The organism is Citrobacter sp. BIDMC107 (assembly GCF_001037575.1).
Taxonomy (GTDB): domain Bacteria; phylum Pseudomonadota; class Gammaproteobacteria; order Enterobacterales; family Enterobacteriaceae; genus Citrobacter; species Citrobacter freundii.
This window is the reverse complement of the sequence record NZ_KQ089848.1, coordinates 1909539-1934023: the sequence shown is the minus strand read 5'-3', so window position 1 is coordinate 1934023 and position 24485 is coordinate 1909539. Positions and strand designations below refer to the sequence as shown.

Below are 24485 nucleotides of genomic sequence, written 5' to 3'. Positions count from 1 at the left end.
ACTGTAAAGTCGCCAGAGGGGGGAAATTATCCTTGTGGCGGCAGGCAAACGCCAATTCCGCCAATGCCACAATATCCATAAGGATTTTTATGCAGATATTGCTGGTGATCGTCCTCGGCATAGTAGAAAGGCGTTGCCGTAGTGATTTCTGTGGTAATGGTGCGCTCGTCGCCTGCGGCGGTCATAGCTGCCTGAAAACGCTCAAGGCTGGCCTGTGCGGCAGCGGTTTGTTCCGGCGTTAACGGGTAAATGGCGGAGCGATACTGCGTACCCTGGTCGTTCCCCTGACGCATGCCCTGCGCCGGATCGTGATTTTCCCAGAACACCTGCAGCAGTTGTTCGTAGCTGATAACATGCGGGTCATAGACGATGCGTACCGCTTCGGCATGCCCGGTGTCGCCAGAACACACTTCCCGATAGGTTGGGTTTGGGGTGTAGCCGCCGGTGTATCCGGCTGCCGTGCTGTATACCCCGGGTAATGACCAGAATAAACGCTCAACGCCCCAGAAACATCCCATGGCGAAATAAGCGGTCTCCATACCGTCGGGCACGTTGGTCATCGAATGTTGGTTAACCGCATGCAGCGTTGCCACTGGCATCGGGGTGTTGCGTCCAGGTAGAGCATCTGCTTGAGTAACAAGATGCTTTCTATCAAATAAACTCATGGCCGTTCTCCCGAAATCAGTCATTTGGGTTAAGGTTGTAACGAGACGCGTCTTTGCCCACAATAAACGGCGTGAATACGTCTAGAGTTAAACATAAGAAATATTTGGGTTGTCGTCTGTTTTTCAACTCTTATTGTTGATTTTTTGTTAAGCCGAGGAACGGCATAGTATTTTTTTCCAGGGGTGGGAAAAAAGGATATTCAGGAGAAAATGTGCCACATATCCGTCAGTTATGTTGGGTGGGATTACTGTGCTTAAGTGGCTCCGCCGCCGCCGCGAATGTTCGCTTACAGGTCGAAGGATTATCAGGACCGCTGGAGAAAAACGTCCGTGCGCAGCTGTCCACGATTCAAAGTGATGAAGTCACTCCAGACCGACGCTTTCGTGCGCGCGTTGATGATGCCATCCGCGAAGGGCTAAAAGCGCTGGGCTACTTTGAGCCGACTATTGATTTTGAACTACGTCCACCGCCGGCGAAAGGCCGCCAGGTGCTGATCGCCAAAGTGACCCCCGGCGAGCCGGTGCTGATTGGTGGCACCGAGGTGATTTTGCGTGGTGGCGCGCGTACGGATAAAGATTATCTGGATCTGTTGAAAACGCGCCCGGCAATCGGCACCGTGCTGAATCAGGGGGACTATGACAACTTCAAAAAGTCACTCACCAGCGTGGCGCTGCGCAAAGGTTATTTCGACAGTGAATTTAATAAAAGCCAGCTTGGAATAGCGCTTGAGCGCCGCCAGGCGTTCTGGGATATCGATTACAACAGCGGCGAACGCTATCGCTTTGGGCATGTCACCTTTGAAGGCTCGCAAATTCGCGATGAGTATCTGCAAAATCTGGTGCCCTTTAAAGAAGGTGAAGAGTACGAGTCGAAAGATCTGGGCGAACTGAACCGTCGTCTGTCGGCGACCGGATGGTTTAACTCCGTGGTCGTCGCGCCGGAGTTTGATAAAGCCCGCAAAACCAAAGTGCTGCCGCTGAAAGGCGTGGTCTCACCGCGCACCGAAAACACCATCGAAACCGGGGTCGGTTATTCAACTGATGTTGGACCACGGGTGAAGACCTCGTGGAAAAAGCCGTGGATGAACTCCTACGGCCACAGCCTGACGACCAGCGCCAGCATCTCTGCGCCAGAGCAGGTTCTTGATTTCAGCTATAAAATGCCGCTGTTAAAGAACCCGCTGGAACAGTATTACCTGGTGCAAGGCGGCTTTAAGCGTACCGATTTAAACGATACCGAGCAGGACTCCACGACGCTTGCGGTTTCCCGCTACTGGGACCTCTCCAGCGGCTGGCAGCGCGCGATTAACCTGCGCTGGAGCCTCGACCACTTTACCCAGGGTAACGTCACCAACACCACTATGCTGCTCTATCCGGGCGTGATGATCAGCCGGACGCGTTCACGCGGCGGCTTGATGCCTGTCTGGGGCGACTCTCAGCGTTATTCTATTGATTACTCCAACACCGCCTGGGGGTCAGATGTTGATTTCTCCGTTTTCCAGGCGCAAAACGTCTGGATCCGCACGCTGTACGATCGCCATCGCTTTGTGATGCGCGGCAACCTCGGCTGGATTGAGACCGGAGACTTCGACAAAGTACCGCCGGACCTGCGTTTCTTCGCCGGGGGCGATCGCAGTATTCGCGGCTATAAATACAAATCTATTTCGCCGGAAGGTAGCGACGGCAAGCTGAAAGGGGCCTCCAAGCTGGCAACTGGCTCGCTGGAATACCAGTACAACGTGACCGGTAAATGGTGGGGCGCGATGTTTGTCGATAGCGGTGAAGCGGTCAGCGATATTCGCCGAAGCGATTTCAAAACCGGTGCCGGGGTCGGCGTACGCTGGCAATCACCAGTGGGCCCTATCAAGCTCGACTTTGCCGTCCCGGTCGGCGACAAAGATGAACATGGTTTACAGTTTTACATCGGTCTGGGGCCTGAATTATGAGTTTATGGAAGAAGATAAGCCTCGGCGTGCTGATTTTTATCCTGCTGTTGTTAGGCACGGTGGCGTTCCTCGTCGGTACCACCTCGGGCCTGCATCTGATCTTCAAAGCCGCTAATCGTTGGGTTCCGGGGCTGGAGATTGGTCAGGTCACCGGTGGCTGGCGGGATTTATCACTGAAAAATATTCGTTATGACCAGCCTGGCGTGGCGGTGAATGCTGGCGAAGTACACCTGGCCGTGGGGCTTAACTGCCTGTGGAACAGCAGTCTGTGCGTCAACGATCTGGCACTGAAAAATATCAATGTGGCGATCGACAGCAAAAAGATGCCGCCATCCGCGCCGGCTGAGGAAGAAGAGAGCGGTCCGCTTAACCTTTCCACGCCTTACCCCATCACGCTTTCACGCGTGGCGCTTAACAACATCAATATCAAAATCGATGACACCACGGTTTCCGTGCTGGATTTTACCTCTGGCCTGAACTGGCAGGAAAAAACGCTGACGTTGAAGCCAACGTCATTACAGGGGCTGCTGATTGCTCTGCCCAAAGTGGCGGAAGTGGCGCAGGAAGAGGTTGTCGAACCGAAGATTCAAAACCCGCAGCCGGATGAAAAGCCGCTCGGCGAAACGCTAAAAGATCTGTTCTCACAGCCGGTGCTGCCGGAAATGACCGATGTCCATCTGCCGCTCAATCTCAATATTGAAGAGTTTCGCGGCGAGCAACTGCGCGTGACCGGAGATACGGATTTAACGGTCCATAGCATGCTGCTAAAAGTGAGCAGCATTGACGGCAACATGAAGCTCGACGCGCTGGACATCGACTCGAATCAGGGAACGGTAAAAGCCAGCGGCACGGCGCAACTGACCGACACGTGGCCGGTTGATATTACGTTAAACAGCACGCTAAACATCGACCCATTAAAAGGCGAAAAGGTGAAGCTGAAGGTCGGCGGCGCGCTGCGCGAGCAGCTGGAAGTCGGCGTCAATCTGTCTGGTCCGGTGGATATGGACCTGCGTGCACAGACGCGTCTGGCTGAAGCCGGATTACCGCTCAACATTGAGGTGGTGAGTAAGCAGGTTTACTGGCCGTTTACCGGTGAGAAACAGTTCCAGGCCGATGACATCAAACTCAAACTGACCGGTAAGATGACCGACTATACGCTGTCGATGCGTACCGCCGTGAAAGGTCAGGATATTCCACCGGCTACCATCACGCTGGACGCCAAAGGCAACGAGCAGCAGATCAATCTCGACAAACTCAGCGTTGCGGCGCTGGAAGGGAAAACCGAGCTGAAAGCACTGGTGGACTGGCAGCAGGCGATCAGCTGGCGTGGGGAGCTAACGCTGGATGGTATCAACACCGCAAAAGCGATCCCGGACTGGCCGTCAAAACTGAATGGCCTGGTGAAAACTCGCGGCAGTCTGTACGGCGGAAGCTGGCAGATGGAGGTTCCCGAGCTGAAGCTGACCGGCAACGTGAAGCAGAATAAGGTCAATGTGAACGGTTCGCTGAAGGGGAACAGCTACCTGCAGTGGACGATCCCGGGCCTGCATCTGGAACTGGGACGCAACAGTGCGGACGTAAAAGGTGAACTGGGGGTTAAAGACCTCAACCTCGACGCGACGATTGATGCCCCAAGCCTGGATAACGCGCTGCCGGGGCTGGGTGGTACGGCGAAAGGGCTGGTAAAAGTTCGCGGTACGGTTGAAGCACCACAGCTGCTGGCGGATATTACCGCCCGTGGTCTGCGCTGGCAGGAACTTTCCGTTGCTCAGGTACGTGTTGAAGGGGATGTGAAATCGGCCGAGCAAATCGCCGGTAATCTTAATGTTCGCGTAGAGCGGATTGTACAACCTGACGTGAATATTGGCCTGGTGACGCTCAACGCCAAAGGCAGTGAAAAGCAGCACGAGCTGCAGTTGCGCATTCAGGGTGAACCGGTTTCCGGGCAACTGGATCTTGCCGGGAGCTTTGATCGCAAAGAACAGCGCTGGAAAGGAGAGTTAAGCAATACCCGCTTCCAGACGCCGGTCGGTCCGTGGTCGCTCAACCGGGCTATCGCGCTGGATTACCGTAATCAGGAACAAAAAATTAGTATCGGACCGCACTGCTGGAACAACCCGAATGCGGAGCTGTGCGTACCACAGACGATTGATGCGGGCGCGGAAGGGCGCGCGGTGGTGAATCTAAACCGCTTCGACCTGGCGATGCTAAAACCGTTTATGCCGGAGACAACCCAGGCCAGCGGCGTGTTCACCGGTAAAGCCGATGTGAGTTGGGACACCACCAAAGAGGGGCTGCCACAGGGGCAGGTCACCCTGAGCGGACGTAACGTGAAGGTCACGCAAAGCGTGAATGATGCGCCGCTCCCCGTGGCGTTTGAGACGTTGAATCTGACCGCCGACCTGCACAATAACCGTGCCGAGCTGGGCTGGCTGATTCGTCTGACCAACAACGGACAGTTTGACGGACAGGTGCAGGTAACAGATCCGCAAGGGCGCCGTAATCTGGGCGGTAACGTCAATATTCGCAACTTCAATCTGGCGATGGTGAACCCCATCTTCTCGCGCGGTGAAAAAGCGGCAGGGATGATCAACGCCAACCTGCGGCTGGGCGGCGATGTGCAAAGCCCGCAGTTGCTCGGACAGCTGCAACTGAGCGGTCTGGATATAGACGGTAACTTTATGCCGTTTGACATGCAGCCAAGCCAGTTAGCCGTTAACTTCACAGGAACACGCTCAACGCTGGCGGGTGTGGTGCGTACGCAGCAGGGAGAAATTAACCTGAGCGGCGATGCCGACTGGAGTCAGATAGACAACTGGCGGGCGCGCGTCGCGGCTAAAGGCAGTAGGGTACGTATTACCGTACCGCCAATGGTCCGCCTGGATGTCTCGCCGGACGTGGTCTTTGAAGCCACGCCAAGCCTGTTCACCCTTGATGGCAACGTGGATGTGCCGTGGGCGCGTATCGTGGTACATGACCTGCCGGAAAGCGCGGTTGGGGTTTCCAGCGATATGGTCATGCTTAACAACAATCTGCAGCCCGAGAAACCGCAGACTGCCGGCATTCCGATCAACAGCAACCTGAACATCCACGTCGGTAACAACGTGCGTCTTGACGCCTTTGGTCTGAAAGCGCGTCTGACGGGCGATCTGAAAGTGGTGCAGGATAAGCAGGGGCTGGGGCTGAACGGCCAAATTAATATTCCGAGCGGTCGCTTCCATGCCTATGGTCAGGATCTGATTGTGCGTAAGGGCGAGCTGTTGTTCTCCGGTCCGCCGGATCAGCCGTTGCTCAACATCGAAGCGATTCGTAACCCGGATGCCACCGAAGACGACGTGATCGCTGGCGTTCGCGTCACTGGTACCGCCGATGAACCGAAGGCGGAGATCTTCTCTGACCCGGCAATGTCGCAGCAAATGGCGCTTTCCTACCTGCTACGCGGACAAGGGCTGGATAGCGAGCAGAGCGATAGCGCAGCGATGACCTCAATGCTTATTGGTCTGGGGGTTGCACAAAGTGGTCAGGTTGTGGGTAAAATCGGGGAGACATTTGGCGTAAGCAATCTGGCACTGGACACGCAAGGGGTGGGCGACTCATCTCAGGTGGTTGTCAGCGGATACGTACTGCCAGGTCTGCAGGTGAAATATGGTGTGGGTATATTTGACTCCTTAGCGACACTCACGCTACGTTATCGTCTGATGCCTAAGCTATATCTGGAAGCAGTGTCTGGCGTAGATCAGGCACTTGATTTGCTCTATCAGTTCGAGTTTTAGCAATGCGAATATTTGTCTACGGCAGTTTACGAACCAAACAAGGCAACAGCCACTGGATGACCAATGCCCTGTTGCTGGGAAATTTCAGTATCGATAACTACCAGTTGTACAGCCTGGGCCACTATCCAGGCGCCGTTCCGGGAAATGGAACAGTACACGGGGAAGTTTATCGTATTGATAACGCCACGCTGGCAGAGCTTGACGCTCTGCGTACCCGCGGCGGTGAATACGCACGCCAGTTAATTCAAACGCCGTACGGAAGTGCATGGATGTACGTGTACCAACGTCCGGTTGATGGCTTAACGCTGATTGAAAGCGGTAACTGGTTAGACAGAGACCAGTACTGATGTGAACACGCCACCTTCGGGTGGCGTTGTTTTATGTACCTGTTGCACTTGTATCAGGGCACAAAAAAGCCCCGACATGCGGGGCTAAGCATCAAAAGTAAAACTTACTTCTTCGCGCGCTCGAAGGAAGCAACGATTTCAGCTTTAGCAGCTTCAGCGTTGTCCCAACCGTCAACTTTTACCCATTTGCCTGCTTCGAGGTCTTTGTAGTGCTCGAAGAAGTGGGTGATCTGCGCTTTCAGCAGTTCCGGCAGGTCGGTCACATCTTTGATGTGATCGTATTCTTTGCTCAGCTTGGTGTGCGGTACAGCAACCAGTTTCGCATCTTCACCGGATTCGTCGGTCATTTTCAGTACGCCAACCGGGCGGCAACGAATCACTGAACCTGGCTCCAGCGGGTACGGAGTCGGGACCAGAACGTCTACCGGGTCACCATCCAGAGACAGGGTGTGGTTGATGTAACCGTAGTTGCACGGATAGAACATCGCGGTGGACATGAAGCGGTCAACGAACAGGGCGCCGCTCTCTTTGTCAACTTCGTATTTGATCGGATCTGCGTTAGCAGGGATCTCGATAACAACGTAGATATCTTCCGGCAGGTCTTTACCGGCAGGGACGTTGAGTAAGCTCATGTCTGTTTCCTTTAAATAAGCTATGGCAAACAAGTGGCGGGTATTATAGCCAACTCGCGCGGAATGTCTCCGCTTGTTTTCGCTTTCTCTGCGTGCATTTTCTTCTTTTCGCCTCTCTCTCGTGACAGAAAAATCCATATCTTCAGCCGCATTTTTCATAGCGAGATGAAAGCGATTACAAAGTTGTGATTAACGTTTTATTTACTTTTTTGAAGTGTGATGTAACGCAATCCGTTACATGCTCAATTGTCTATAGTTTTTTCGCAACGGTTAATTAACCAACAATAATCACCCTACGAGGACGCACTTATGTGGAAGCGCTTACTTTTAGTCACAGCAGTTTCGGCAGCCATGTCGTCTATGGCAATGGCAGCCCCTTTAACCGTAGGATTTTCGCAGGTTGGCTCTGAATCCGGCTGGCGCGCAGCAGAAACCAACGTCGCGAAAAGCGAGGCCGAAAAGCGGGGAATTACGCTGAAAATCGCTGATGGCCAACAAAAGCAGGAAAACCAGATTAAAGCAGTTCGCTCATTTGTTGCGCAGGGCGTCGACGCCATCTTTATTGCGCCGGTCGTGGCAACAGGTTGGGAGCCGGTTTTAAAAGAAGCGAAAGATGCCGACATTCCGGTCTTTTTGCTTGATCGTTCTATCGATGTAAAAGACAAATCTCTCTATATGACCACCGTCACCGCCGACAACGTGCTGGAAGGCAAATTGATCGGCGACTGGCTGATTAAACAAGTGGACGGCAAGCCGTGTAACGTCGTTGAGCTGCAAGGGACCGTCGGGGCCAGCGTGGCGATCGATCGTAAAAAAGGCTTTGCTGAAGCCATCGCCAGTGCGCCAAACATCAAAATTATCCGCTCTCAGTCCGGTGACTTCACCCGCAGTAAAGGGAAAGAAGTGATGGAGAGCTTTATCAAAGCAGAAAACAACGGCAAGAACATCTGCATGGTTTACGCCCACAACGATGACATGGTGATCGGTGCTATCCAGGCGATCAAAGAAGCGGGTCTGAAACCCGGCAAAGATATTCTCACCGGTTCTATCGACGGCGTACCGGATATCTACAAAGCGATGATTGACGGTGAAGCCAACGCCAGTGTCGAACTGACGCCGAATATGGCGGGGCCGGCATTCGACGCGCTGGAGAAATTCAAAAAAGACGGCACGATGCCTGAGAAGCTGACCATTACCAAGTCGATCCTCTATCTGCCGGATACGGCGAAAGAAGAGTTAGAGAAGAAGAAAAACATGGGCTACTAAGCCTTCATGAAAATGCCGGGGGGGCTGCGCTTGCCCGGCCTACATTACGCTCTTTTGTAGGCCGGATAAGCGTAGCGCCATCCGGCGTGATGCAGGGGGAATCATGACCACCGACCAACATCAGGAAATCCTCCGCACCGAAGGATTAAGCAAATTCTTTCCCGGCGTCAAAGCGTTGGATAACGTGGATTTCAGCTTGCGTCGCGGTGAAATTATGGCGCTGCTGGGGGAAAACGGAGCCGGCAAATCGACGCTCATCAAAGCGCTGACCGGCGTTTACCATGCAGATCGCGGCACTATCTGGCTCGAAGGCCAACCGATCTCCCCCAAAAACACCGCCCATGCCCAGCAACTGGGGATTGGCACCGTGTACCAGGAAGTGAACCTGCTGCCCAATATGTCGGTCGCCGATAACTTATTTATTGGCCGTGAGCCGCGGCGTTTTGGCCTGCTTCAGCGCAAGCAGATGGAAAAACGCGCGACGGAGCTGATGGCGTCATACGGTTTTTCCCTTGACGTGCGTGAGCCGCTGAACCGCTTTTCCGTGGCGATGCAACAAATCGTCGCCATCTGTCGGGCGATCGATCTCTCCGCGAAAGTGCTGATCCTCGATGAGCCGACCGCCAGTCTCGATACCCAGGAAGTTGAAATGCTGTTCGGACTGATGCGTCATCTGCGCGATCGGGGCGTCAGCCTGATCTTCGTCACTCATTTCCTCGATCAGGTTTATCAGGTCAGCGATCGCATCACCGTTCTGCGTAACGGCGGCTTCGTTGGCTGCCGTGAAACCCGGGAATTACCGCAAATTGAACTGGTCAAAATGATGCTGGGTCGCGAACTGGATACCCATGCGCTACAGCGTGCGGGCCGCACATTGCTTAGCGATAAGCCGGTGGCGGCCTTTAGCGACTTTGGCAAAAAAGGCACCATCGCGCCGTTTGATCTACAGGTGCGTCCCGGTGAGATCGTCGGTCTCGCAGGGCTGCTGGGATCCGGGCGAACGGAAACGGCAGAGGTGATCTTCGGTATTAAACCCGCCGACAGCGGAAGTGCGCTGATCAAAGGCAAACCGCAGACCTTGCGATCGCCGCATCAGGCTTCGTGTCTGGGAATCGGTTTCTGTCCGGAGGATCGCAAAACGGATGGCATTATTGCCGCCGCTTCGGTGCGGGAAAACATCATTCTGGCATTGCAGGCGCAGCGCGGCTGGCTGCGGCCTATCCCACGGAAAGAACAAAACGAGATTGCCGAGCGTTTTATCCGCCAGCTTGGAATTCGCACCCCCAACGCTGAACAGCCGATCGAGTTTCTCTCCGGCGGCAATCAGCAAAAAGTATTGCTCTCGCGCTGGTTACTGACCAAACCGCAATTCCTGATCCTCGATGAACCCACGCGTGGGATCGACGTCGGCGCACATGCCGAGATCATCCGCCTGATCGAAACGCTGTGCGCGGATGGTCTGGCGCTGCTGGTCATTTCATCCGAACTGGAAGAGTTAGTGGGCTATGCCGATCGGGTCATTATTATGCGCGATCGCAAACAAGTGGCCGAGATCCCACTGGCTGAACTGTCCGTACCGGCGATCATGAACGCCATTGCGGCCTAAGGAGACTATGGTGATGCCTCAATCCCTCCCTCAATCCAATCCGCCTAAACGGCGGTTCCGTTGGCCAAAGGGGATGCCACAACTGGTGGCGCTACTGCTGGTGCTGCTGGTGGATAGCCTGGTCGCCCCGCACTTCTACCAGGTGATTTTGCAGGATGGTCGGCTGTTTGGTAGCCCGATTGATATTCTCAACCGCGCCGCTCCCGTGGCGCTGTTGGCGATTGGTATGACGCTGGTGATTGCCACCGGCGGCATCGACCTTTCCGTGGGGGCCGTCATGGCTATTGCTGGCGCCACTACTGCGGCGATGACGGTGGCCGGGCACAGTCTACCGGTGGTGCTGCTTGCCGCCTTAGGCTCCGGCATTCTGGCTGGGCTGTGGAATGGGATTCTGGTGGCCATACTCAAGATCCAGCCGTTTGTCGCCACGCTAATCCTGATGGTGGCCGGGCGTGGAGTGGCGCAGCTTATCACTTCCGGGCAAATCGTCACTTTCAACTCGCCCGAGCTGTCGTGGTTTGGTAGCGGCTCGCTCTTACTGTTCCCTACGCCGGTAATTATTGCACTGCTCACGCTGGTGGTGTTCTGGCTGCTGACGCGGAAAACGGCGCTGGGTATGTTTATCGAAGCGGTGGGTATCAACATTCGTGCGGCAAAAAACGCTGGGGTGAACACCCGCATTATCGTGATGCTCACCTATGTGCTGAGCGGCCTGTGCGCGGCTATCGCTGGCATTATCGTCACGGCGGATATTCGTGGGGCAGATGCCAATAACGCCGGATTATGGCTGGAACTGGATGCCATCCTGGCGGTAGTCATCGGTGGTGGCTCGCTAATGGGCGGGCGCTTTAACCTGCTGCTGTCGGTGGTAGGCGCGTTGATTATTCAGGGCATGAACACCGGGATTTTGCTGTCGGGCTTCCAGCCGGAACTGAATCAGGTGGTCAAAGCCGTGGTGGTGTTGTGTGTGCTGGTCGTGCAATCACAACGCTTTATCAGCCTGATAAAAGGAGTGCGTGGTCATGATAAAACGTAATTTACCGCTGATGATCACCCTCGGCGTGTTTGTGCTGGGCTACCTTTACTGCCTGACGCAGTTTCCAGCTTTTGCTTCCACCCGGGTGATTTGCAATATCCTGACCGATAACGCTTTTTTAGGGATTATTGCCGTGGGCATGACCTTCGTGATCCTCTCTGGCGGGATCGACCTTTCCGTTGGCTCGGTGATCGCGTTTACCGGCGTATTTTTGGCGAAGGCCATTGGCTATTGGGGTATTTCCCCGCTGCTGGCGTTCCCCCTGATTTTGCTGATGGGCTGCGCGTTTGGCGCATTTATGGGGTTACTGATTGATGCGCTGAAGATCCCGGCATTTATTATCACTCTGGCGGGAATGTTCTTCCTGCGCGGCGTCAGCTATCTGGTTTCAGAAGAATCCATCCCGATTAACCATCCGATTTATGACACGCTCTCAAGTCTGGCATGGAAAATTCCTGGCGGCGGTCGCCTGAGCGCGATGGGGTTGTTAATGCTGGGCGTGGTGGTGATTGGCATCTTCCTTGCGCACCGTACGCGCTTTGGTAATCAGGTTTACGCCATTGGCGGCAACGCCACCTCTGCTAACCTGATGGGCATTTCTACTCGCAGCACAACGATCCGCATTTATATGCTGTCTACCGGGCTGGCGACGCTTGCCGGCATTGTGTTTTCCATTTACACCCAGGCGGGTTATGCGCTGGCGGGCGTTGGCGTTGAGCTGGATGCGATTGCCTCAGTGGTGATTGGCGGAACGCTGCTAAGCGGCGGCGTGGGAACGGTGTTGGGTACGCTATTTGGCGTGGCGATCCAAGGGCTGATCCAGACCTACATTAATTTTGATGGCACATTAAGTTCCTGGTGGACGAAGATCGCGATTGGCATTTTATTGTTTATTTTTATAGCGTTACAACGCGGTCTGACGGTGCTTTGGGAAAATCGTCAAAGCTCGCCGGTTACCCGAGTGGGTACGGCGGCAACACCAAAGTAACATCCTGATTTTCCAGAAAACATTTAAATACCTAAACTTTTTCCGGTTGTAGTCGATAGGTTCTGTACAGGTCTGTTTTAACCCTACAACCGGAAATATAACGATGCCAAAATCCCTTTCAATTCGATCAAGTTTGTTGGTGTTATTGTCTTTGCTGACTTTCCTTCTGTTACTGACCGGTGGTATGGGGCTATATGCCTCTACGCGTGTCATTACATCATTGATTTATAACGGTATTATGAGCACTGCGATGTTGACTGCTATCGTATTGCTGGCGGTTATTTGGTTTATGCTGCGAAATAAGTTTCTCAAACCGCTGGATAATATGGTTGAGCAACTGGAACGTCTGGCGACGGGGGATTTATCACCGTTTACCACGCTGTCGGCCAGCGCTGAATTCAACCGCCTGAACGCGGCAATGGATGACATGCGCCATGCGCTGGGCGACTCGGTACAACGCGTACGCGATGCCAGTTCGCAAATTGATATTGGCAGTCGTGAACTGACGGCCGGGAACCAGCATCTGGCGCAACGCACTGAATCGACAGCCACTTCACTGGAGCAGACCGCCGCCAGCATGGAAGAACTCACGGCGACGGTGAAACAGAATGCGCAGAACGCGGAACAGGCTCACCAACTGGCAAAATCGGTGTCGGATACCGCCGATCGCGGTAGCGAAATGGTGTGCTATGTGATCGAGAAAATGCGCGATATTTCCGGCAGCTCCAGCCGAATCGCCGACATCCTCAGCGTAATCGACGGTATTGCTTTCCAGACCAATATCCTGGCGCTCAACGCTTCCGTTGAAGCGGCGCGCGCCGGTGAGCAGGGGCGGGGCTTTGCGGTTGTTGCAGGTGAAGTACGTAATCTGGCCAGCCGCAGCGCCGAGGCGGCCAAAGAGATCCGCACGTTAATCAGTGATTCACACACCCACGTAGGGGAAGGTAGTGAGCTGGCGCAGCAGGCGGGCGAAACCATGGATGAGATTGCCAATGAAGTCATGCGCATGACCAAACTGATGCGTGAAATTGCCAGTGCGTCCCAGGAACAGAGTCGCGGCATAGAGCAGGTGAATATTGCGGTGATTCAGATGGATGAAACGGCGCAGCAAAATGCGGCGCTGGTACAGCAGTCGTCAGCGGCTACCCGCTCGCTGGAAGAACAGTCTTCAGCGCTAATCGAAGCAATGGCCGTATTTAAGCTACAGACAGCGTAACCGCGCGTAGGCCGGATAAAGGCGTTTACGCCGCCATCCGGCAATATCACCGTATTGTGCCGGATGGCACTTCGCTTATCCGGCCTGCAACGTGCTGTAGGCCGGATGTTGCGCTTACGCGTCCGGGAACTCGCGGATAAAGCGTTCTACATCTTCAACCATATGGTCGTTACCCACGAAGAAGGAGCGGCGCTGGTGCAGGCTTTCCGGGATGATATCCAGAATACGATTTTTACCGTCGCTCGCCTTGCCGCCCGCTTGCTCGGCCAGCAGGGCCATTGGGTTGCATTCATACAGCAGACGCAGTTTCCCTTCCGGGTGGCTGGCGGTGCTTGGGTACAGGTAGATCCCGCCTTTCAGCAGATTGCGATGGAAGTCCGCAACCAGAGAGCCAATGTAGCGCGAGGTGTACGGGCGCTGGGTTGACTTATCTTCTTCCTGGCAGAATTTAATGTACTTCTTCACGCCGTTCGGGAATTTGATGTAGTTACCTTCGTTAATGGAGTACGTGCTGCCTTTCGCCGGGAAGCGCATACGTTCCTGGCTGAGGCAGAATACGCCCAGAGAAGGATCGTAGGTGAAGGCGTGCACGCCACAGCCGGTGGTGTACACCAGCATGGTGGAAGAACCATAAACCACGTAACCTGCAGCAACCTGCTTGTTGCCCGGTTGCAGGAAATCCTCTTCCGTGACCGGAGTACCGACTGGGGTTACGCGGCGGTAAATAGAGAAAATCGTACCGACAGAGACGTTAACATCGATGTTGGATGAGCCATCCAGCGGATCCATTAGCACAACGTATTTAGCGTGTTCACAGCCTTCAAAGACGACGATTTCATCTTCTTCTTCCGAGGCAATGCCCGCCACAATGTCGCGCGCCTTCAGTGCAGCTTTCAGTTTTTCGTTCGCGAACAGATCGAGTTTTTGCTGAACCTCTCCCTGCACGTTCTCAGCACCGCTGGCACCCAGGATATCGACCAGACCGGCCTTGTTGATATCGCGGTGGATGATCTTGGCGCCCAGCTTTATTGCCGACAACAAAGCAGTGAGTTCACCGGTAGCATGAGAAAACTCGTGCTGCTTTTCGACAATAAATTCACCTAACGTTTTCATAACACTTTCCCTGCAATTTATGTGGAGTAAAGCGACCGCAACAATATTAACAAATATTTCCATTGTTGCGCTTAGGTGAATCGCGCCAGCAAACTGCGGAATATCCTGAAATGCGTTTCTCACTTGCCGGACATGTGCGTAAAATGGCCCCCAGATTAAAAAAGGATAGTGACGTATGCGCATTCATATTTTGGGAATTTGTGGCACTTTCATGGGCGGTCTGGCGATGCTGGCGCGCTCGCTCGGTCATGAAGTAACCGGTTCGGACGCCAATGTGTATCCGCCGATGAGTACCTTACTTGAGAAGCAAGGCATTGATCTGATTCAGGGTTACGATGCCAGCCAGCTCGACCCGCAGCCGGACTTAGTGATCATCGGCAATGCCATGACCCGTGGTAATCCGTGCGTGGAAGCGGTTCTCGAGAAGAACATTCCGTTCATGTCTGGCCCGCAGTGGCTGCATGACTTTGTATTGCGCGACCGCTGGGTACTGGCGGTTGCGGGTACGCACGGCAAAACCACCACCGCCGGAATGGCGACCTGGATCCTCGAAGCCTGCGGCTATAAGCCTGGCTTTGTGATCGGCGGCGTACCGGGTAACTTCGAGGTTTCTGCGCGTCTGGGCGAAAGCGACTTCTTCGTGATTGAAGCAGATGAGTACGACTGCGCGTTCTTCGACAAGCGTTCTAAATTCGTGCATTACTGCCCGCGTACGCTGATCCTCAACAACCTTGAGTTCGATCACGCGGACATCTTTGACGATTTGAAAGCGATCCAGAAACAGTTCCATCACCTGGTACGTATCGTGCCGGGCCAGGGACGCATCATCTACCCGGAAAACGACATCAATCTGAAACAGACGATGGCGATGGGCTGCTGGAGCGAACAAGAGCTGGTGGGCGAACAAGGTCACTGGCAGGCGAAAAAACTGACCACCGATGCTTCTGAGTGGGAAGTGTGGCTGGACGGTGAAAAAGTCGGCGAAGTGAAGTGGGGCCTGGTGGGCGAGCACAATATGCATAACGGTCTGATGGCGATTGCGGCCGCGCGCCATGTGGGCGTCGTGCCTGCAGATGCAGCTAATGCGCTCGGTTCATTCATTAACGCCCGTCGTCGTCTTGAGCTGCGCGGTGAAGCCAATGGCGTGACGGTGTATGACGATTTTGCCCATCACCCGACGGCCATTCTGGCAACGCTTGCGGCGTTGCGCGGTAAAGTGGGCGGTACGGCGCGCATCATCGCAGTGCTGGAGCCTCGCTCGAACACCATGAAAATGGGCCTGTGCAAAGACGATCTGGCGCCGTCGTTAGGCCGTGCGGACGAAGTGTTCCTGCTGCAACCTCCGCATATTCCGTGGCAGGTAGCCGAAGTCGCTGAAGCCTGCGTTCAGCCGGCACACTGGAGTGGCGATGTGGATGCCCTGGCAGATATGGTGGTGAAAACCGCGCAGCCAGGCGATCACATTCTGGTGATGAGCAACGGCGGATTTGGTGGTATTCATCAAAAACTGCTGGATGGCCTGGCGAAGAAAGCTCAGGCAGAAGCGGAAGAGTAAAAAAATGCCCGGTGGCGCTACGCTTACCGGGCCTACAACGTGTTAACGGATTGTAGGCCGGATAAGGTGATTGCACCGCCATCCGGCACTTTCAGCAGACGAAGAGGTTAGGCTTCGTTTTCCGCCAGTTCACGCAGATACTGGAAGATCTGACGGGAAGATTTTGGCGGCTTGTTGCCCGCTTTTTCTTTCCTGGCGTTACGCACCAGCGAACGCAGTTGCTGGCGGTCGGCGTCAGGCCACAGATTCATCACTTCTTCGATGGCTTCATCGCTACCGTCAACCATACGGTCACGCAGTTGCTCCAGCTTATGGAAGACAACGACCTGCTGGTTGTGACGATTTTTCAGCTTGTCCAGCGCCTGACGGATAGGATCAACATCGCGCTGGCGCAACATTTTGCCAATCAACTGCAACTGGCGGCGACGTCCTTCCATCTTAATACGCTGGGCCAGCTCAATGGCGGCACGTAAATCCGCATCAAGCGGGATCTTATCCAGCGCGTTTTTCCCCAGATCAACCAGTTCCGCACCCAGGCGTTTTAACTCCTCGGCATCGCGTTTAATTTCACTTTTACTGACCCAGATAATTTCATCGTCTTCGTCTTCGATGTCATCACCGGGAACGTCGTCGAGCCAGTCTTCGGGCTGCTTTGTCATTTCAGGCTCCTTAAAAAAAGAGGCTAATGTTACCAGTTAAGATGCGCACTGAAAAACGGTTCTCTGTTAGACTTCAGAGAAACTCTCTCTACATTATGGCATTTGCGATGAAAGTAATCTCACAAGTTGAAGCGCAGCGTAAGATTCTGGAAGAAGCAGTCTCGACGGCACTGGAATTAGCGTCAGGTAAGTCGGATGGCGCGGAAGTCGCTGTGAGCAAGACCACGGGTATTAGCGTCAGCACCCGTTATGGTGAAGTGGAGAACGTCGAATTCAATAGCGATGGTGCACTGGGGATTACGGTTTACCACCAGAACCGTAAGGGCAGCGCATCGTCCACCGATTTAAGCCCGCAGGCGATTGCACGCACCGTGCAGGCTGCGCTGGACATTGCACGTTACACTTCGCCGGATCCGTGCGCAGGCGTGGCAGATAAAGAACTGCTGGCCTTTGATGCGCCCGATCTGGACCTGTTCCACCCGGCGGAAGTTTCCCCTGATGAAGCCATCGAACTGGCCGCTCGTGCTGAACAGGCGGCGCTGCAGGCTGATAAGCGTATCACCAATACCGAAGGCGGCAGCTTTAACAGCCACTATGGCATCAAAGTGTTTGGTAACAGCCACGGCATGCTGCAGGGCTACTGCTCCACGCGTCATTCCCTTTCCAGCTGCGTGATTGCGGAAGAAAATGGTGATATGGAGCGTGATTACGCCTACACCATTGGCCGGGCGATGGGCGATCTGCAAACGCCGGAGTGGGTGGGGGCTGACTGTGCTCGCCGTACCTTATCACGCCTGTCTCCGCGTAAGCTGTCCACCATGAAAGCGCCGGTGATTTTCGCCAACGAAGTGGCGACCGGACTGTTCGGACACCTGGTCGGCGCGATCGCCGGCGGTTCGGTGTACCGCAAATCCACCTTCCTGCTGGATTCGCTGGGCAAACAAATTCTGCCGGAATGGCTGACTATTGAAGAACATCCGCACCTGCTGAAGGGACTGGCGTCGTCGCCGTTCGACAGTGAAGGGGTACGGACTGAACGCCGTGACATCATTAAAGAAGGCGTGCTGACTCAGTGGCTGCTGACCAACTATTCCGCACGTAAGCTGGGGCTGAAGAGCACTGGTCATGCAGGCGGGATCCACAACTGGCGAATTCCGGGACAAGGTCTAAGCTTCGAGCAGTTGCTCAAAGAGATGGGCACAGGCCTTGTGGTTACCGAGCTGATGGGCCAGGGCGTAAGCGGCATTACCGGCGATTACTCGCGCGGCGCGGCGGGCTTCTGGGTCGAAAATGGTGAAATTCAGTATCCGGTGAGTGAAATTACCATCGCCGGTAACTTAAAAGAGATGTGGCGCAATATTGTGACCGTGGGGAACGATATTGAAACGCGCAGTAATATCCAATGTGGTTCGGTATTGTTACCGGAGATGAAAATCGCCGGGCAGTAATACTCGTTAAGGCGTTAATTTTTAATAATAAAAAAGGAAGTGAGCAATGCGTAAACACCTGTTAGCGATCGTCGCGGCTTCAACGCTGGTTCTTGGTTCTTCTGCGTTTGCAGCCGATCTCGAAGATGACATGGGGATCCTCAACGACAACCTGAAAATTGTCGAAAAAACGGATAATGCGACTGAACTGAAAGACGCGTTAACCAAAATGCGTGCAGCCGCGCTGGACGCGCAAAAAGGTACGCCGCCGAAGCTGGAAAACAAATCCCCGGACAGCCCGGAGATGAAGGATTTCCGCCACGGCTTTGACACGCTGATCGGCCAGATTGACGGCGCGCTGAAGCTGGCGAACGAAGGTAAAGTTAAAGAGGCGAAAGCCGTTGCGGAAGAGCTGAAAACCACGCGCAACGAAAACCACAAGAAGTTCCGCTAATCTGCGCTATCCGGCCTGCATACCTGTAGGCCGGATAAAATCCTCCGCTACTGCACGCCCCATAAGTAAACGCTATCCCCATCACATTTTTTCATTTTTATCGTCCATTCATTGTTCGCACTTCCTTCCATTTTGCGGCCCACTCTTGCGATCTCAATCACATTCTTCCGGTGATAAATCGTGGTTCCAGCCCTTTTTGCGGCACAGATCACTATCGCTGCACACCTTTCCACTTCGAAGTGGAAAACAACTCGCTACAAACTTATAACCTCCGTCGCTAATTTACCCTCAGAGACATTAACGGGGTAAGACGAGTGAATAACGGAGCTGTAATGAATGACATGGGGGAATCGGTGGAACTGGCCGACCGCATGCTGGCGCAGGTGTATGCCTTGCTGCGTGAACGCAACATTATTCCCAACGCCGTACAGGAACAGATGCTGACGTCGCATGTTCGCGCCATGGCGCACCGCTCGGTAACGGGTGAACCCTTACCAGAAGTCGATGCCAGCTTGTTTGATGAAATATCTGCCGAGTCAATGGCGCTTGCCCGCGACGTGGTCGCCGAGTTTGGCAATCTTCCTGAGGAAGAGGCCTGGCTGCTGTCGGTGCACTTTGAAGTCGCGAAAGACAACCTTTAAGGAGAAAAAGATGGAACAGATTACCGTAGTGATTGGCGATCGTCTGGGTAAAGGCCAGAAAGTGGCGGCAGGCGTAGAGAAAGCGGGTGGCCGTGCTGTTGTGGTGCCGGGTGTTGCAGCAGATATGAAGCTGGGTGACGTGATGAAGGCGGAAAACGCCACCTTTGGTATCTCGTTTTGCGGCAGCGGTGGTGCGGGTGCGATTACTGCGCAGACCAAATACGGCTACAAAGCGAAATACGGCATGCGTTCGGTCGATGAAGGGGTAACCGCCATCAACGAAGGGTGCAACGTACTGGGATTCGGCTTTATGGACAAAGAAGAGCTCGGCGAGCGCCTGGTGCAGGCCTGGCAAAAGAAACACGGCGCTTAAGCATGAAAGAGCAATTCACCACCACGGTGAGAGTCACGGGTAAGGGCGAGACCAAAGCTCGCGCCTTTGCCGATGCCCTGAACCACGTTCAGGCTGCGGTGATGAAAGCGTCGCCGCATATCTTACTGCGTATTGAGCCACAGGATGTGCAGGTTGTTCAAGCGCGTGAATCGGTGCGTAAAGAGGCGTTTTTATTCCTCTTTTTGCGCCGGGAAAGACGCACTTTCAGCGTGGAGCTGGACGTGACCGTCAACGTGACTGCCATCAATCTCGACAAGGTGGATTTCGTTACGCAACGCTGATTTTCTATTAAAAGGCATAATTATGTTCCTGATAATATTAATAAAATCGCTCATCATCGGCGCGTTGGTTGGCGTTGGTGTCGGCGCTGGGGCTGCACGCATGTTTCATGCGCCTACCACTCAAGGGATGGGCGCGTTTCGTACTCTTGGAGAACTGAATTCCTGCGAAGGGGATCCGGCTTCTCACTTCTCGTTCGGCCTGGGCTTCTTCTTTAACGCCTGGGCTTCCTCCGTTGCGGCGGGGGCGTTCACTCAGGACGTCGACCATCGCATCATCCCCAACTGGGGCGCCGCCGCGCTGATGATTAAAAATCGCAACGTCGGTGAAACGCTGCACGATCCTAAGCGCATGGCAATTGCCTGCGGCGTTATCGGGATGATCGTGGTGACCTTCCTGAACCTCACTGCGTCATCCGTACCGGAAGCGCTGCAGGTTACCGCCGTCAAGGTGCTGGTGCCCGCGGCTAACCTGCTGGTTAACACCGTGATGCCGGTGATCTTCTGGCTGGCGGCGATCGACGCCGGTAAGAAATCCGGCTTCTGGGCCACCGTTTTTGGCGGCGCGGCGCAGCTGATCATGGGCAACGCCGTTCCGGGGCTGGTGCTCGGCATTCTGATCGGCAAAGGCGTCGAAGAGAGCGGCTGGAACCACGTCACGAAAGTGATGATGGTAGCTATCGTCGCGCTGTTTGTCCTGAGCGGCTTCTTCCGCGGTTTCGATATGAAGATGATCGAATCCTTCCATCTGACCGTGCCTAACTGGCTCGAACTTATCCACAACTCGCTCAGCGGCAAATAACGGAGGTCATCATGGAACAGAATAAAGGTTTTTGGTTCGCTGACTGGTCGTTCCCGATCTTTGTGGGCCTGCTCTCATCCGGCGTATTTGCCGGAACGCACATGTACTACCTGTACGGTATTGGCGCATTTAACGAAGTGGCTTTTGTGGCGATGCTGAAGGCGGGAATGGATACCGGCTCCTACGGGGCGGTGGCGGCGTTTGGCGCAAGCTTCCTGTTTGCCCGCATCATTGAAGGTTCGCTGGTGGGTATTCTGGATATCGGCGGGGCGATTCAGACCGGGGTTGGGTTAGGTGTTCCGGCGCTGCTGCTGGGCGCGGGCATTATCTTCCCGGTCGCCAACTTTGCCGCCTCGCTGGTCACTGGTCTGGTGATTGGTCTGGCGATTGGCTACATCATCATTCTGGCGCGTAAGTTCACCATCAACCAGAGCGATTCAACCTACGGTGCGGACGTCATGATGGGGGCCGGTAACGCCTCCGGCCGCTTCCTCGGACCGTTGATTATCCTCAGCGCGATGACGGCTTCTATTCCTATCGGAATCGGTTCTCTGGCGGGTGCGCTGCTGTTTTATCTGTGGCAAAAACCGATTACCGGCGGGGCGATCCTTGGGGCAATGATCCTCGGGTCCATCTTCCCGATTGCCATTAGCTAACTGTTGATTTGCAGGCCGGATAAGGCGGTTACGCCGCCATCCGGCATAGGAGAGAGCGATGTTTGATTTACTCCTGCGCCGTGCGCGCCTCGTTGACGATACGGTGAGCGATATTGCGCTCCAAGACGGCAAGATCGCGGCGTTGGGCGACGTTGATGGCCCGGCGCTGAAAACCATTGAGCTGGGCGGCGAGTGCTACGTCAGCGCAGGCTGGATTGACTCCCACGTTCATTGTTACCCGAAATCCCCGATTTATCACGACCAACCGGATAGCGTCGGTATTGCGACCGGCGTTACCACGGTCGTGGATGCGGGCAGTACCGGGGCGGATGATATCGACGATTTTTACACCCTGACCCGGGAAGCGGCGACTGAAGTGTATGCGCTGCTGAACATCTCCCGCGTTGGGCTTATCGCCCAGAATGAGTTGGCTAACATGGCCAACATTGACGCCGATGCGGTGCGCCAGGCGGTGAAACGCCACCCTGATTTTATCGTCGGTCTGAAGGCACGTATGAGCAGCAGCGTAGTCGGTGAAAATGGCATCACGCCGCTGGAGCGCGCCAAAGCGATGCAAAAAGAGAACGGCGACCTGCCGCTGATGGTGCACATCGGCAACAACCCGCCGGATCTGGATGAGATCGCCGAGCGCCTGAGCGCGGGTGACATCATTACCCACTGCTACAACGGTAAGCCGAACCGCATTCTGACGCCGCAAGGCGAGCTGCGGGCGTCAGTGACGCGGGCGATTTCACGCGGCGTGCGTCTGGACGTTGGGCATGGCACCGCCAGCCTGAGCTTTGCGGTGGCAAAACGCGCTATTGAACTGGGGATTTTGCCACACACCATCAGTTCCGATATTTACTGTCGCAACCGTATCAGCGGCCCGGTCCATTCTCTGGCGAATGTGATGTCGAAATTTCTCGCCATTGGGATGTCGCTTCCGCAGGTCATTGAGTGCGTTACCGCCAATGCTGCCGACGGCCTGCGCCTGAAACAGAAGGGGCGACTGCAGGTCGGTCTGGATGCTGATTTAACCCTCTTTACGCTTAAGCGCCAGCCAACCGTGCTGGTAGATGCAGAAAACGACAGCCTGCAAGCTGAACAACTGCTGGTGCCGCTTGCCGCAATACGTGCGGGCAAGGGCTATATGACCGAACAAGGGAGCGCGGAACATGCCTTCGATTTTTGAGAAATACGATTTAAAACAGGTGATTAATACCTCCGGCCGCATGACGGCGCTTGGCGTTTCCACGCCGCGACCAGAAGTGGTTGAAGCGGCGATGGCGGGGATGAACCACTATTTCGAGATGAAAGATCTGGTCAATAAAACCGGCGACTACATCGCGAAATTGCTGGAAGTGGAAGGGGCAACCGTTGTCTCTTGCGCCTCGGCGGGGATCGCCCTGTCGGTGGCTGGCGTATTGGTTAAAGACAGCGACTGGCTGCTGGAGAACCTGCACGTCACGCCCATCGAGAACAACGAAATCGTGCTGCCCAGAGGCCACAACGTCAACTTTGGCGCTCCGGTGGGTACCATGGTGGCGCTTGGCGGCGGTAAGTTAGTGGAAGCCGGTTATGCCAACGAATGTTCCGCGGCGCAGCTGGCTGCGGCCATTACACCGCGTACGGCGGCCATTCTGTATATCAAATCTCACCACTGCGTCCAGAAAAGTATGCTCAGCGTGGAGCAGGCTGCGGTGGTGGCGCGTACGCATAACCTGCCGCTGATCGTGGACGCGGCGGCGGAAGAAGATTTGCAATGCTACTACCGGGTTGGCGCGGATCTGGTTATTTATAGCGGCGCGAAGGCGATTGAAGGACCAACCAGCGGTCTGGTGATAGGTAAAACCCAGTACGTTGAGTGGGTGAAACGCCAGACGGCGGGAATTGGCCGGGCGATGAAGGTGGGGAAAGAGGGAATTCTTGGCCTAACCTGCGCCATCGAACTGTATCTGAACGCGCAGAAAGAGAGTGGCGCGGAGATGGTCGAGAAAATGACGCCGTTCATTAATGCGTTGAACCAGCTTAACGGCGTGAGCGCCCGCGTGGTGTGGGATAGCGCAGGGCGCGACATCGCACGCACGGAAATTAAGTTTGATGAAGCGGTAACCGGGATCGCCACGGGCGAACTGGTTGAAGCCCTGAAACAAGGCGAGTACGCGATTTACTTCCGTGGTTACAAAGCTAACGAAGGCATTATCGAAGCCGATGTGCGCAGCGTCGATCGTGCGCAGCTGGAGATTGTGGCCCGTCGAATTGGTGAAGTGATTTCGCAGGAGAAAAACGCATGAAACTGACCCCTAACTTTTATCGCGACCGCGTCTGCCTGAACGTGCTGGCAGGCTCCAAAGAAAATGCGCGGGATATTTACGCGGCGGCGGAAGGACACGTGTTGGTTGGTGTGTTGTCAAAAAATTACCCGGATGTCGCAAGCGCAGTAGCGGATATGCGTGAATACGCAGCGCTTATCGACAATGCGCTCTCCGTGGGATTGGGGGCAGGTGATCCTAACCAGTCGGCGATGGTCAGTGAAATTTCCCGTCAGGTGCAGCCCCAGCATGTTAATCAGGTCTTTACCGGTGTGGCCACCAGTCGCGCGCTGCTGGGCCAGCAGGAGACAGTGGTCAACGGTCTGGTCTCGCCAACCGGCATGCCGGGCAGGGTGAAAATCTCCACCGGTCCGCTAAGCAGCCAGACGCCGGACGGTATTGTGCCGGTAGAAACCGCGATTGCGCTGCTCAAAGACATGGGCGGTAGCTCGATTAAATACTTCCCGATGGGCGGCCTGAAATGCCGTGAAGAGTACATTGCCGTAGCGCAGGCCTGCGCCCGTCATGACTTCTGGCTGGAGCCAACTGGCGGTATCGATCTGGATAATTTCACTGAAATCCTGCAGATTGCCCTCGATGCCGGAGTGAGTAAAATCATTCCTCACATCTATAGTTCGATTATTGATAAGGTGAGTGGTAACACTCGTCCGGATGACGTACGCCAACTGATGGCGATGACCCGGGCCTGCGTAGGCTAA

At 54.8% G+C, this 24485-nt stretch carries 23 protein-coding genes; 19 read left to right on the top strand and 4 right to left on the bottom strand.

Annotation, left to right across the window (positions count from 1 at the left end; genetic code table 11):
• Positions 1-26: 26 nt before the first annotated feature.
• On the bottom strand, positions 27-665 hold the full coding sequence (msrA, locus tag SK39_RS08925; protein WP_003025715.1) for a peptide-methionine (S)-S-oxide reductase MsrA: 639 nt from the start codon (positions 663-665) through the stop codon (positions 27-29).
• A gap of 212 nt (positions 666-877) precedes the next feature.
• Between msrA and tamA the strand changes: the two genes are divergently transcribed.
• Genes tamA through SK39_RS08910 form a run of 3 tightly spaced genes read left to right on the top strand, consistent with a single transcriptional unit; the run spans position 878 to position 6731 of the window.
• Entirely contained in the window at positions 878-2611 is a 1734-nt protein-coding gene (gene tamA / locus SK39_RS08920; protein ID WP_003025718.1) for an autotransporter assembly complex protein TamA, read from the top strand.
• Positions 2608-6384 (top strand): autotransporter assembly complex protein TamB, encoded by a 3777-nt coding sequence (gene tamB / locus SK39_RS08915; protein ID WP_048216925.1) that lies wholly within the window; start codon positions 2608-2610, stop codon positions 6382-6384. The genes tamA and tamB overlap by 4 nt, the downstream gene beginning before the upstream one ends.
• A gap of 2 nt (positions 6385-6386) precedes the next feature.
• Complete coding sequence (locus SK39_RS08910) at positions 6387-6731, top strand: gamma-glutamylcyclotransferase family protein (RefSeq protein WP_003025723.1); 345 nt, start codon at positions 6387-6389, stop codon at positions 6729-6731.
• Between the two features lie 104 nt (positions 6732-6835).
• On the opposite strand, the gene ppa is transcribed toward SK39_RS08910, so the two are convergent.
• Positions 6836-7363 (bottom strand): inorganic diphosphatase, encoded by a 528-nt coding sequence (gene ppa, locus SK39_RS08905; protein WP_003025726.1) that lies wholly within the window; start codon positions 7361-7363, stop codon positions 6836-6838.
• 309 nt (positions 7364-7672) lie between these two features.
• On the opposite strand from ppa, the gene ytfQ reads away from it, so the two are divergent.
• The 5 genes from ytfQ (at position 7673) to SK39_RS08880 (ending at position 13475) form a co-directional block, all read left to right on the top strand.
• Complete coding sequence (gene ytfQ, locus SK39_RS08900) at positions 7673-8629, top strand: galactofuranose ABC transporter substrate-binding protein YtfQ (protein ID WP_003025728.1); 957 nt, start codon at positions 7673-7675, stop codon at positions 8627-8629.
• A gap of 103 nt (positions 8630-8732) precedes the next feature.
• Positions 8733-10235: a galactofuranose ABC transporter, ATP-binding protein YtfR gene (gene ytfR, locus SK39_RS08895; protein ID WP_016149467.1), complete on the top strand. Its 1503-nt coding sequence runs from the start codon at positions 8733-8735 to the stop codon at positions 10233-10235.
• A gap of 13 nt (positions 10236-10248) precedes the next feature.
• The gene (gene ytfT, locus SK39_RS08890) at positions 10249-11271 is read left to right on the top strand and encodes a galactofuranose ABC transporter, ATP-binding protein YtfT (protein ID WP_008323019.1); all 1023 of its coding nucleotides are present in this window, start codon (positions 10249-10251) and stop codon (positions 11269-11271) included.
• Positions 11258-12259, top strand: coding sequence for a galactofuranose ABC transporter, permease protein YjfF (yjfF, locus tag SK39_RS08885; protein WP_003025736.1), 1002 nt, complete (start codon positions 11258-11260; stop codon positions 12257-12259). Before ytfT ends, yjfF begins: the two co-directional genes overlap by 14 nt.
• Positions 12260-12362: 103 nt before the next feature.
• The gene (locus SK39_RS08880; RefSeq protein WP_075261956.1) at positions 12363-13475 is read left to right on the top strand and encodes a methyl-accepting chemotaxis protein; all 1113 of its coding nucleotides are present in this window, start codon (positions 12363-12365) and stop codon (positions 13473-13475) included.
• 114 nt (positions 13476-13589) lie between these two features.
• Here the strand turns inward: SK39_RS08880 and fbp are convergent, their stop codons facing one another.
• Entirely contained in the window at positions 13590-14588 is a 999-nt protein-coding gene (gene fbp / locus SK39_RS08875; RefSeq protein ID WP_003025742.1) for a class 1 fructose-bisphosphatase, read from the bottom strand.
• Positions 14589-14763: 175 nt separating this feature from the next.
• Between fbp and mpl the strand changes: the two genes are divergently transcribed.
• Positions 14764-16143: a UDP-N-acetylmuramate:L-alanyl-gamma-D-glutamyl-meso-diaminopimelate ligase gene (gene mpl, locus SK39_RS08870; RefSeq protein ID WP_003844936.1), complete on the top strand. Its 1380-nt coding sequence runs from the start codon at positions 14764-14766 to the stop codon at positions 16141-16143.
• A gap of 107 nt (positions 16144-16250) precedes the next feature.
• Here mpl and yjgA read toward each other — a convergent pair whose 3' ends face one another.
• Positions 16251-16802 (bottom strand): ribosome biogenesis factor YjgA, encoded by a 552-nt coding sequence (gene yjgA / locus SK39_RS08865; protein WP_003025750.1) that lies wholly within the window; start codon positions 16800-16802, stop codon positions 16251-16253.
• Between the two features lie 95 nt (positions 16803-16897).
• Here yjgA and pmbA point away from each other — a divergent pair, with 95 nt between their 5' ends.
• From pmbA to dagF, 10 genes are all read left to right on the top strand, one after another.
• Positions 16898-18250, top strand: coding sequence for a metalloprotease PmbA (gene pmbA / locus SK39_RS08860; RefSeq protein WP_032937740.1), 1353 nt, complete (start codon positions 16898-16900; stop codon positions 18248-18250).
• A gap of 46 nt (positions 18251-18296) precedes the next feature.
• Positions 18297-18683, top strand: coding sequence for a cytochrome b562 (gene cybC, locus SK39_RS08855; protein WP_003025756.1), 387 nt, complete (start codon positions 18297-18299; stop codon positions 18681-18683).
• Between the two features lie 332 nt (positions 18684-19015).
• Positions 19016-19324, top strand: coding sequence for a glycine dehydrogenase (locus tag SK39_RS08850; protein ID WP_003025758.1), 309 nt, complete (start codon positions 19016-19018; stop codon positions 19322-19324).
• A 10-nt stretch (positions 19325-19334) separates the two neighbouring features.
• Entirely contained in the window at positions 19335-19697 is a 363-nt protein-coding gene (locus SK39_RS08845; RefSeq protein WP_003830384.1) for an SFCGS family glycine-rich protein, read from the top strand.
• A gap of 2 nt (positions 19698-19699) precedes the next feature.
• Positions 19700-19999: a DUF4312 family protein gene (locus SK39_RS08840; RefSeq protein ID WP_003025762.1), complete on the top strand. Its 300-nt coding sequence runs from the start codon at positions 19700-19702 to the stop codon at positions 19997-19999.
• Positions 20000-20021: 22 nt separating this feature from the next.
• Complete coding sequence (locus tag SK39_RS08835) at positions 20022-20798, top strand: DUF4311 domain-containing protein (protein WP_003025764.1); 777 nt, start codon at positions 20022-20024, stop codon at positions 20796-20798.
• A gap of 11 nt (positions 20799-20809) precedes the next feature.
• On the top strand, positions 20810-21454 hold the full coding sequence (locus tag SK39_RS08830) for a DUF4310 family protein (RefSeq protein WP_003830379.1): 645 nt from the start codon (positions 20810-20812) through the stop codon (positions 21452-21454).
• Positions 21455-21512: 58 nt separating this feature from the next.
• Positions 21513-22646 carry an amidohydrolase/deacetylase family metallohydrolase gene (locus SK39_RS08825; protein WP_048216924.1) on the top strand — a complete coding sequence of 378 codons (1134 nt, stop codon included), beginning with the start codon at positions 21513-21515 and terminating at the stop codon, positions 22644-22646.
• Positions 22630-23748, top strand: a complete 1119-nt coding sequence (locus tag SK39_RS08820) for a DgaE family pyridoxal phosphate-dependent ammonia lyase (protein ID WP_048216923.1) — start codon at positions 22630-22632, stop codon at positions 23746-23748. Before SK39_RS08825 ends, SK39_RS08820 begins: the two co-directional genes overlap by 17 nt.
• A complete protein-coding gene (gene dagF / locus SK39_RS08815) occupies positions 23745-24485 on the top strand; it encodes a 2-dehydro-3-deoxy-phosphogluconate aldolase (RefSeq protein ID WP_048216922.1) in 741 nt (246 codons plus the stop codon). Before SK39_RS08820 ends, dagF begins: the two co-directional genes overlap by 4 nt.

Bases quoted from the DNA above. Each gene is read 5' to 3' on its own strand.
- msrA (WP_003025715.1), bottom strand. From the start codon at position 665: ATGAGTTTATTTGATAGAAAGCATCTTGTTACTCAAGCAGATGCTCTA.
- tamB (WP_048216925.1), top strand. From the start codon at position 2,608: ATGAGTTTATGGAAGAAGATAAGCCTCGGCGTGCTGATTTTTATCCTG.
- SK39_RS08910 (WP_003025723.1), top strand. From the start codon at position 6,387: ATGCGAATATTTGTCTACGGCAGTTTACGAACCAAACAAGGCAACAGC.
- ppa (WP_003025726.1), bottom strand. From the start codon at position 7,363: ATGAGCTTACTCAACGTCCCTGCCGGTAAAGACCTGCCGGAAGATATC.
- ytfQ (WP_003025728.1), top strand. From the start codon at position 7,673: ATGTGGAAGCGCTTACTTTTAGTCACAGCAGTTTCGGCAGCCATGTCG.
- ytfR (WP_016149467.1), top strand. From the start codon at position 8,733: ATGACCACCGACCAACATCAGGAAATCCTCCGCACCGAAGGATTAAGC.
- ytfT (WP_008323019.1), top strand. From the start codon at position 10,249: ATGCCTCAATCCCTCCCTCAATCCAATCCGCCTAAACGGCGGTTCCGT.
- yjfF (WP_003025736.1), top strand. From the start codon at position 11,258: ATGATAAAACGTAATTTACCGCTGATGATCACCCTCGGCGTGTTTGTG.
- SK39_RS08880 (WP_075261956.1), top strand. From the start codon at position 12,363: ATGCCAAAATCCCTTTCAATTCGATCAAGTTTGTTGGTGTTATTGTCT.
- fbp (WP_003025742.1), bottom strand. From the start codon at position 14,588: ATGAAAACGTTAGGTGAATTTATTGTCGAAAAGCAGCACGAGTTTTCT.
- mpl (WP_003844936.1), top strand. From the start codon at position 14,764: ATGCGCATTCATATTTTGGGAATTTGTGGCACTTTCATGGGCGGTCTG.
- yjgA (WP_003025750.1), bottom strand. From the start codon at position 16,802: ATGACAAAGCAGCCCGAAGACTGGCTCGACGACGTTCCCGGTGATGAC.
- pmbA (WP_032937740.1), top strand. From the start codon at position 16,898: ATGGCATTTGCGATGAAAGTAATCTCACAAGTTGAAGCGCAGCGTAAG.
- cybC (WP_003025756.1), top strand. From the start codon at position 18,297: ATGCGTAAACACCTGTTAGCGATCGTCGCGGCTTCAACGCTGGTTCTT.
- SK39_RS08850 (WP_003025758.1), top strand. From the start codon at position 19,016: ATGAATGACATGGGGGAATCGGTGGAACTGGCCGACCGCATGCTGGCG.
- SK39_RS08845 (WP_003830384.1), top strand. From the start codon at position 19,335: ATGGAACAGATTACCGTAGTGATTGGCGATCGTCTGGGTAAAGGCCAG.
- SK39_RS08840 (WP_003025762.1), top strand. From the start codon at position 19,700: ATGAAAGAGCAATTCACCACCACGGTGAGAGTCACGGGTAAGGGCGAG.
- SK39_RS08835 (WP_003025764.1), top strand. From the start codon at position 20,022: ATGTTCCTGATAATATTAATAAAATCGCTCATCATCGGCGCGTTGGTT.
- SK39_RS08830 (WP_003830379.1), top strand. From the start codon at position 20,810: ATGGAACAGAATAAAGGTTTTTGGTTCGCTGACTGGTCGTTCCCGATC.
- SK39_RS08825 (WP_048216924.1), top strand. From the start codon at position 21,513: ATGTTTGATTTACTCCTGCGCCGTGCGCGCCTCGTTGACGATACGGTG.
- SK39_RS08820 (WP_048216923.1), top strand. From the start codon at position 22,630: ATGCCTTCGATTTTTGAGAAATACGATTTAAAACAGGTGATTAATACC.
- dagF (WP_048216922.1), top strand. From the start codon at position 23,745: ATGAAACTGACCCCTAACTTTTATCGCGACCGCGTCTGCCTGAACGTG.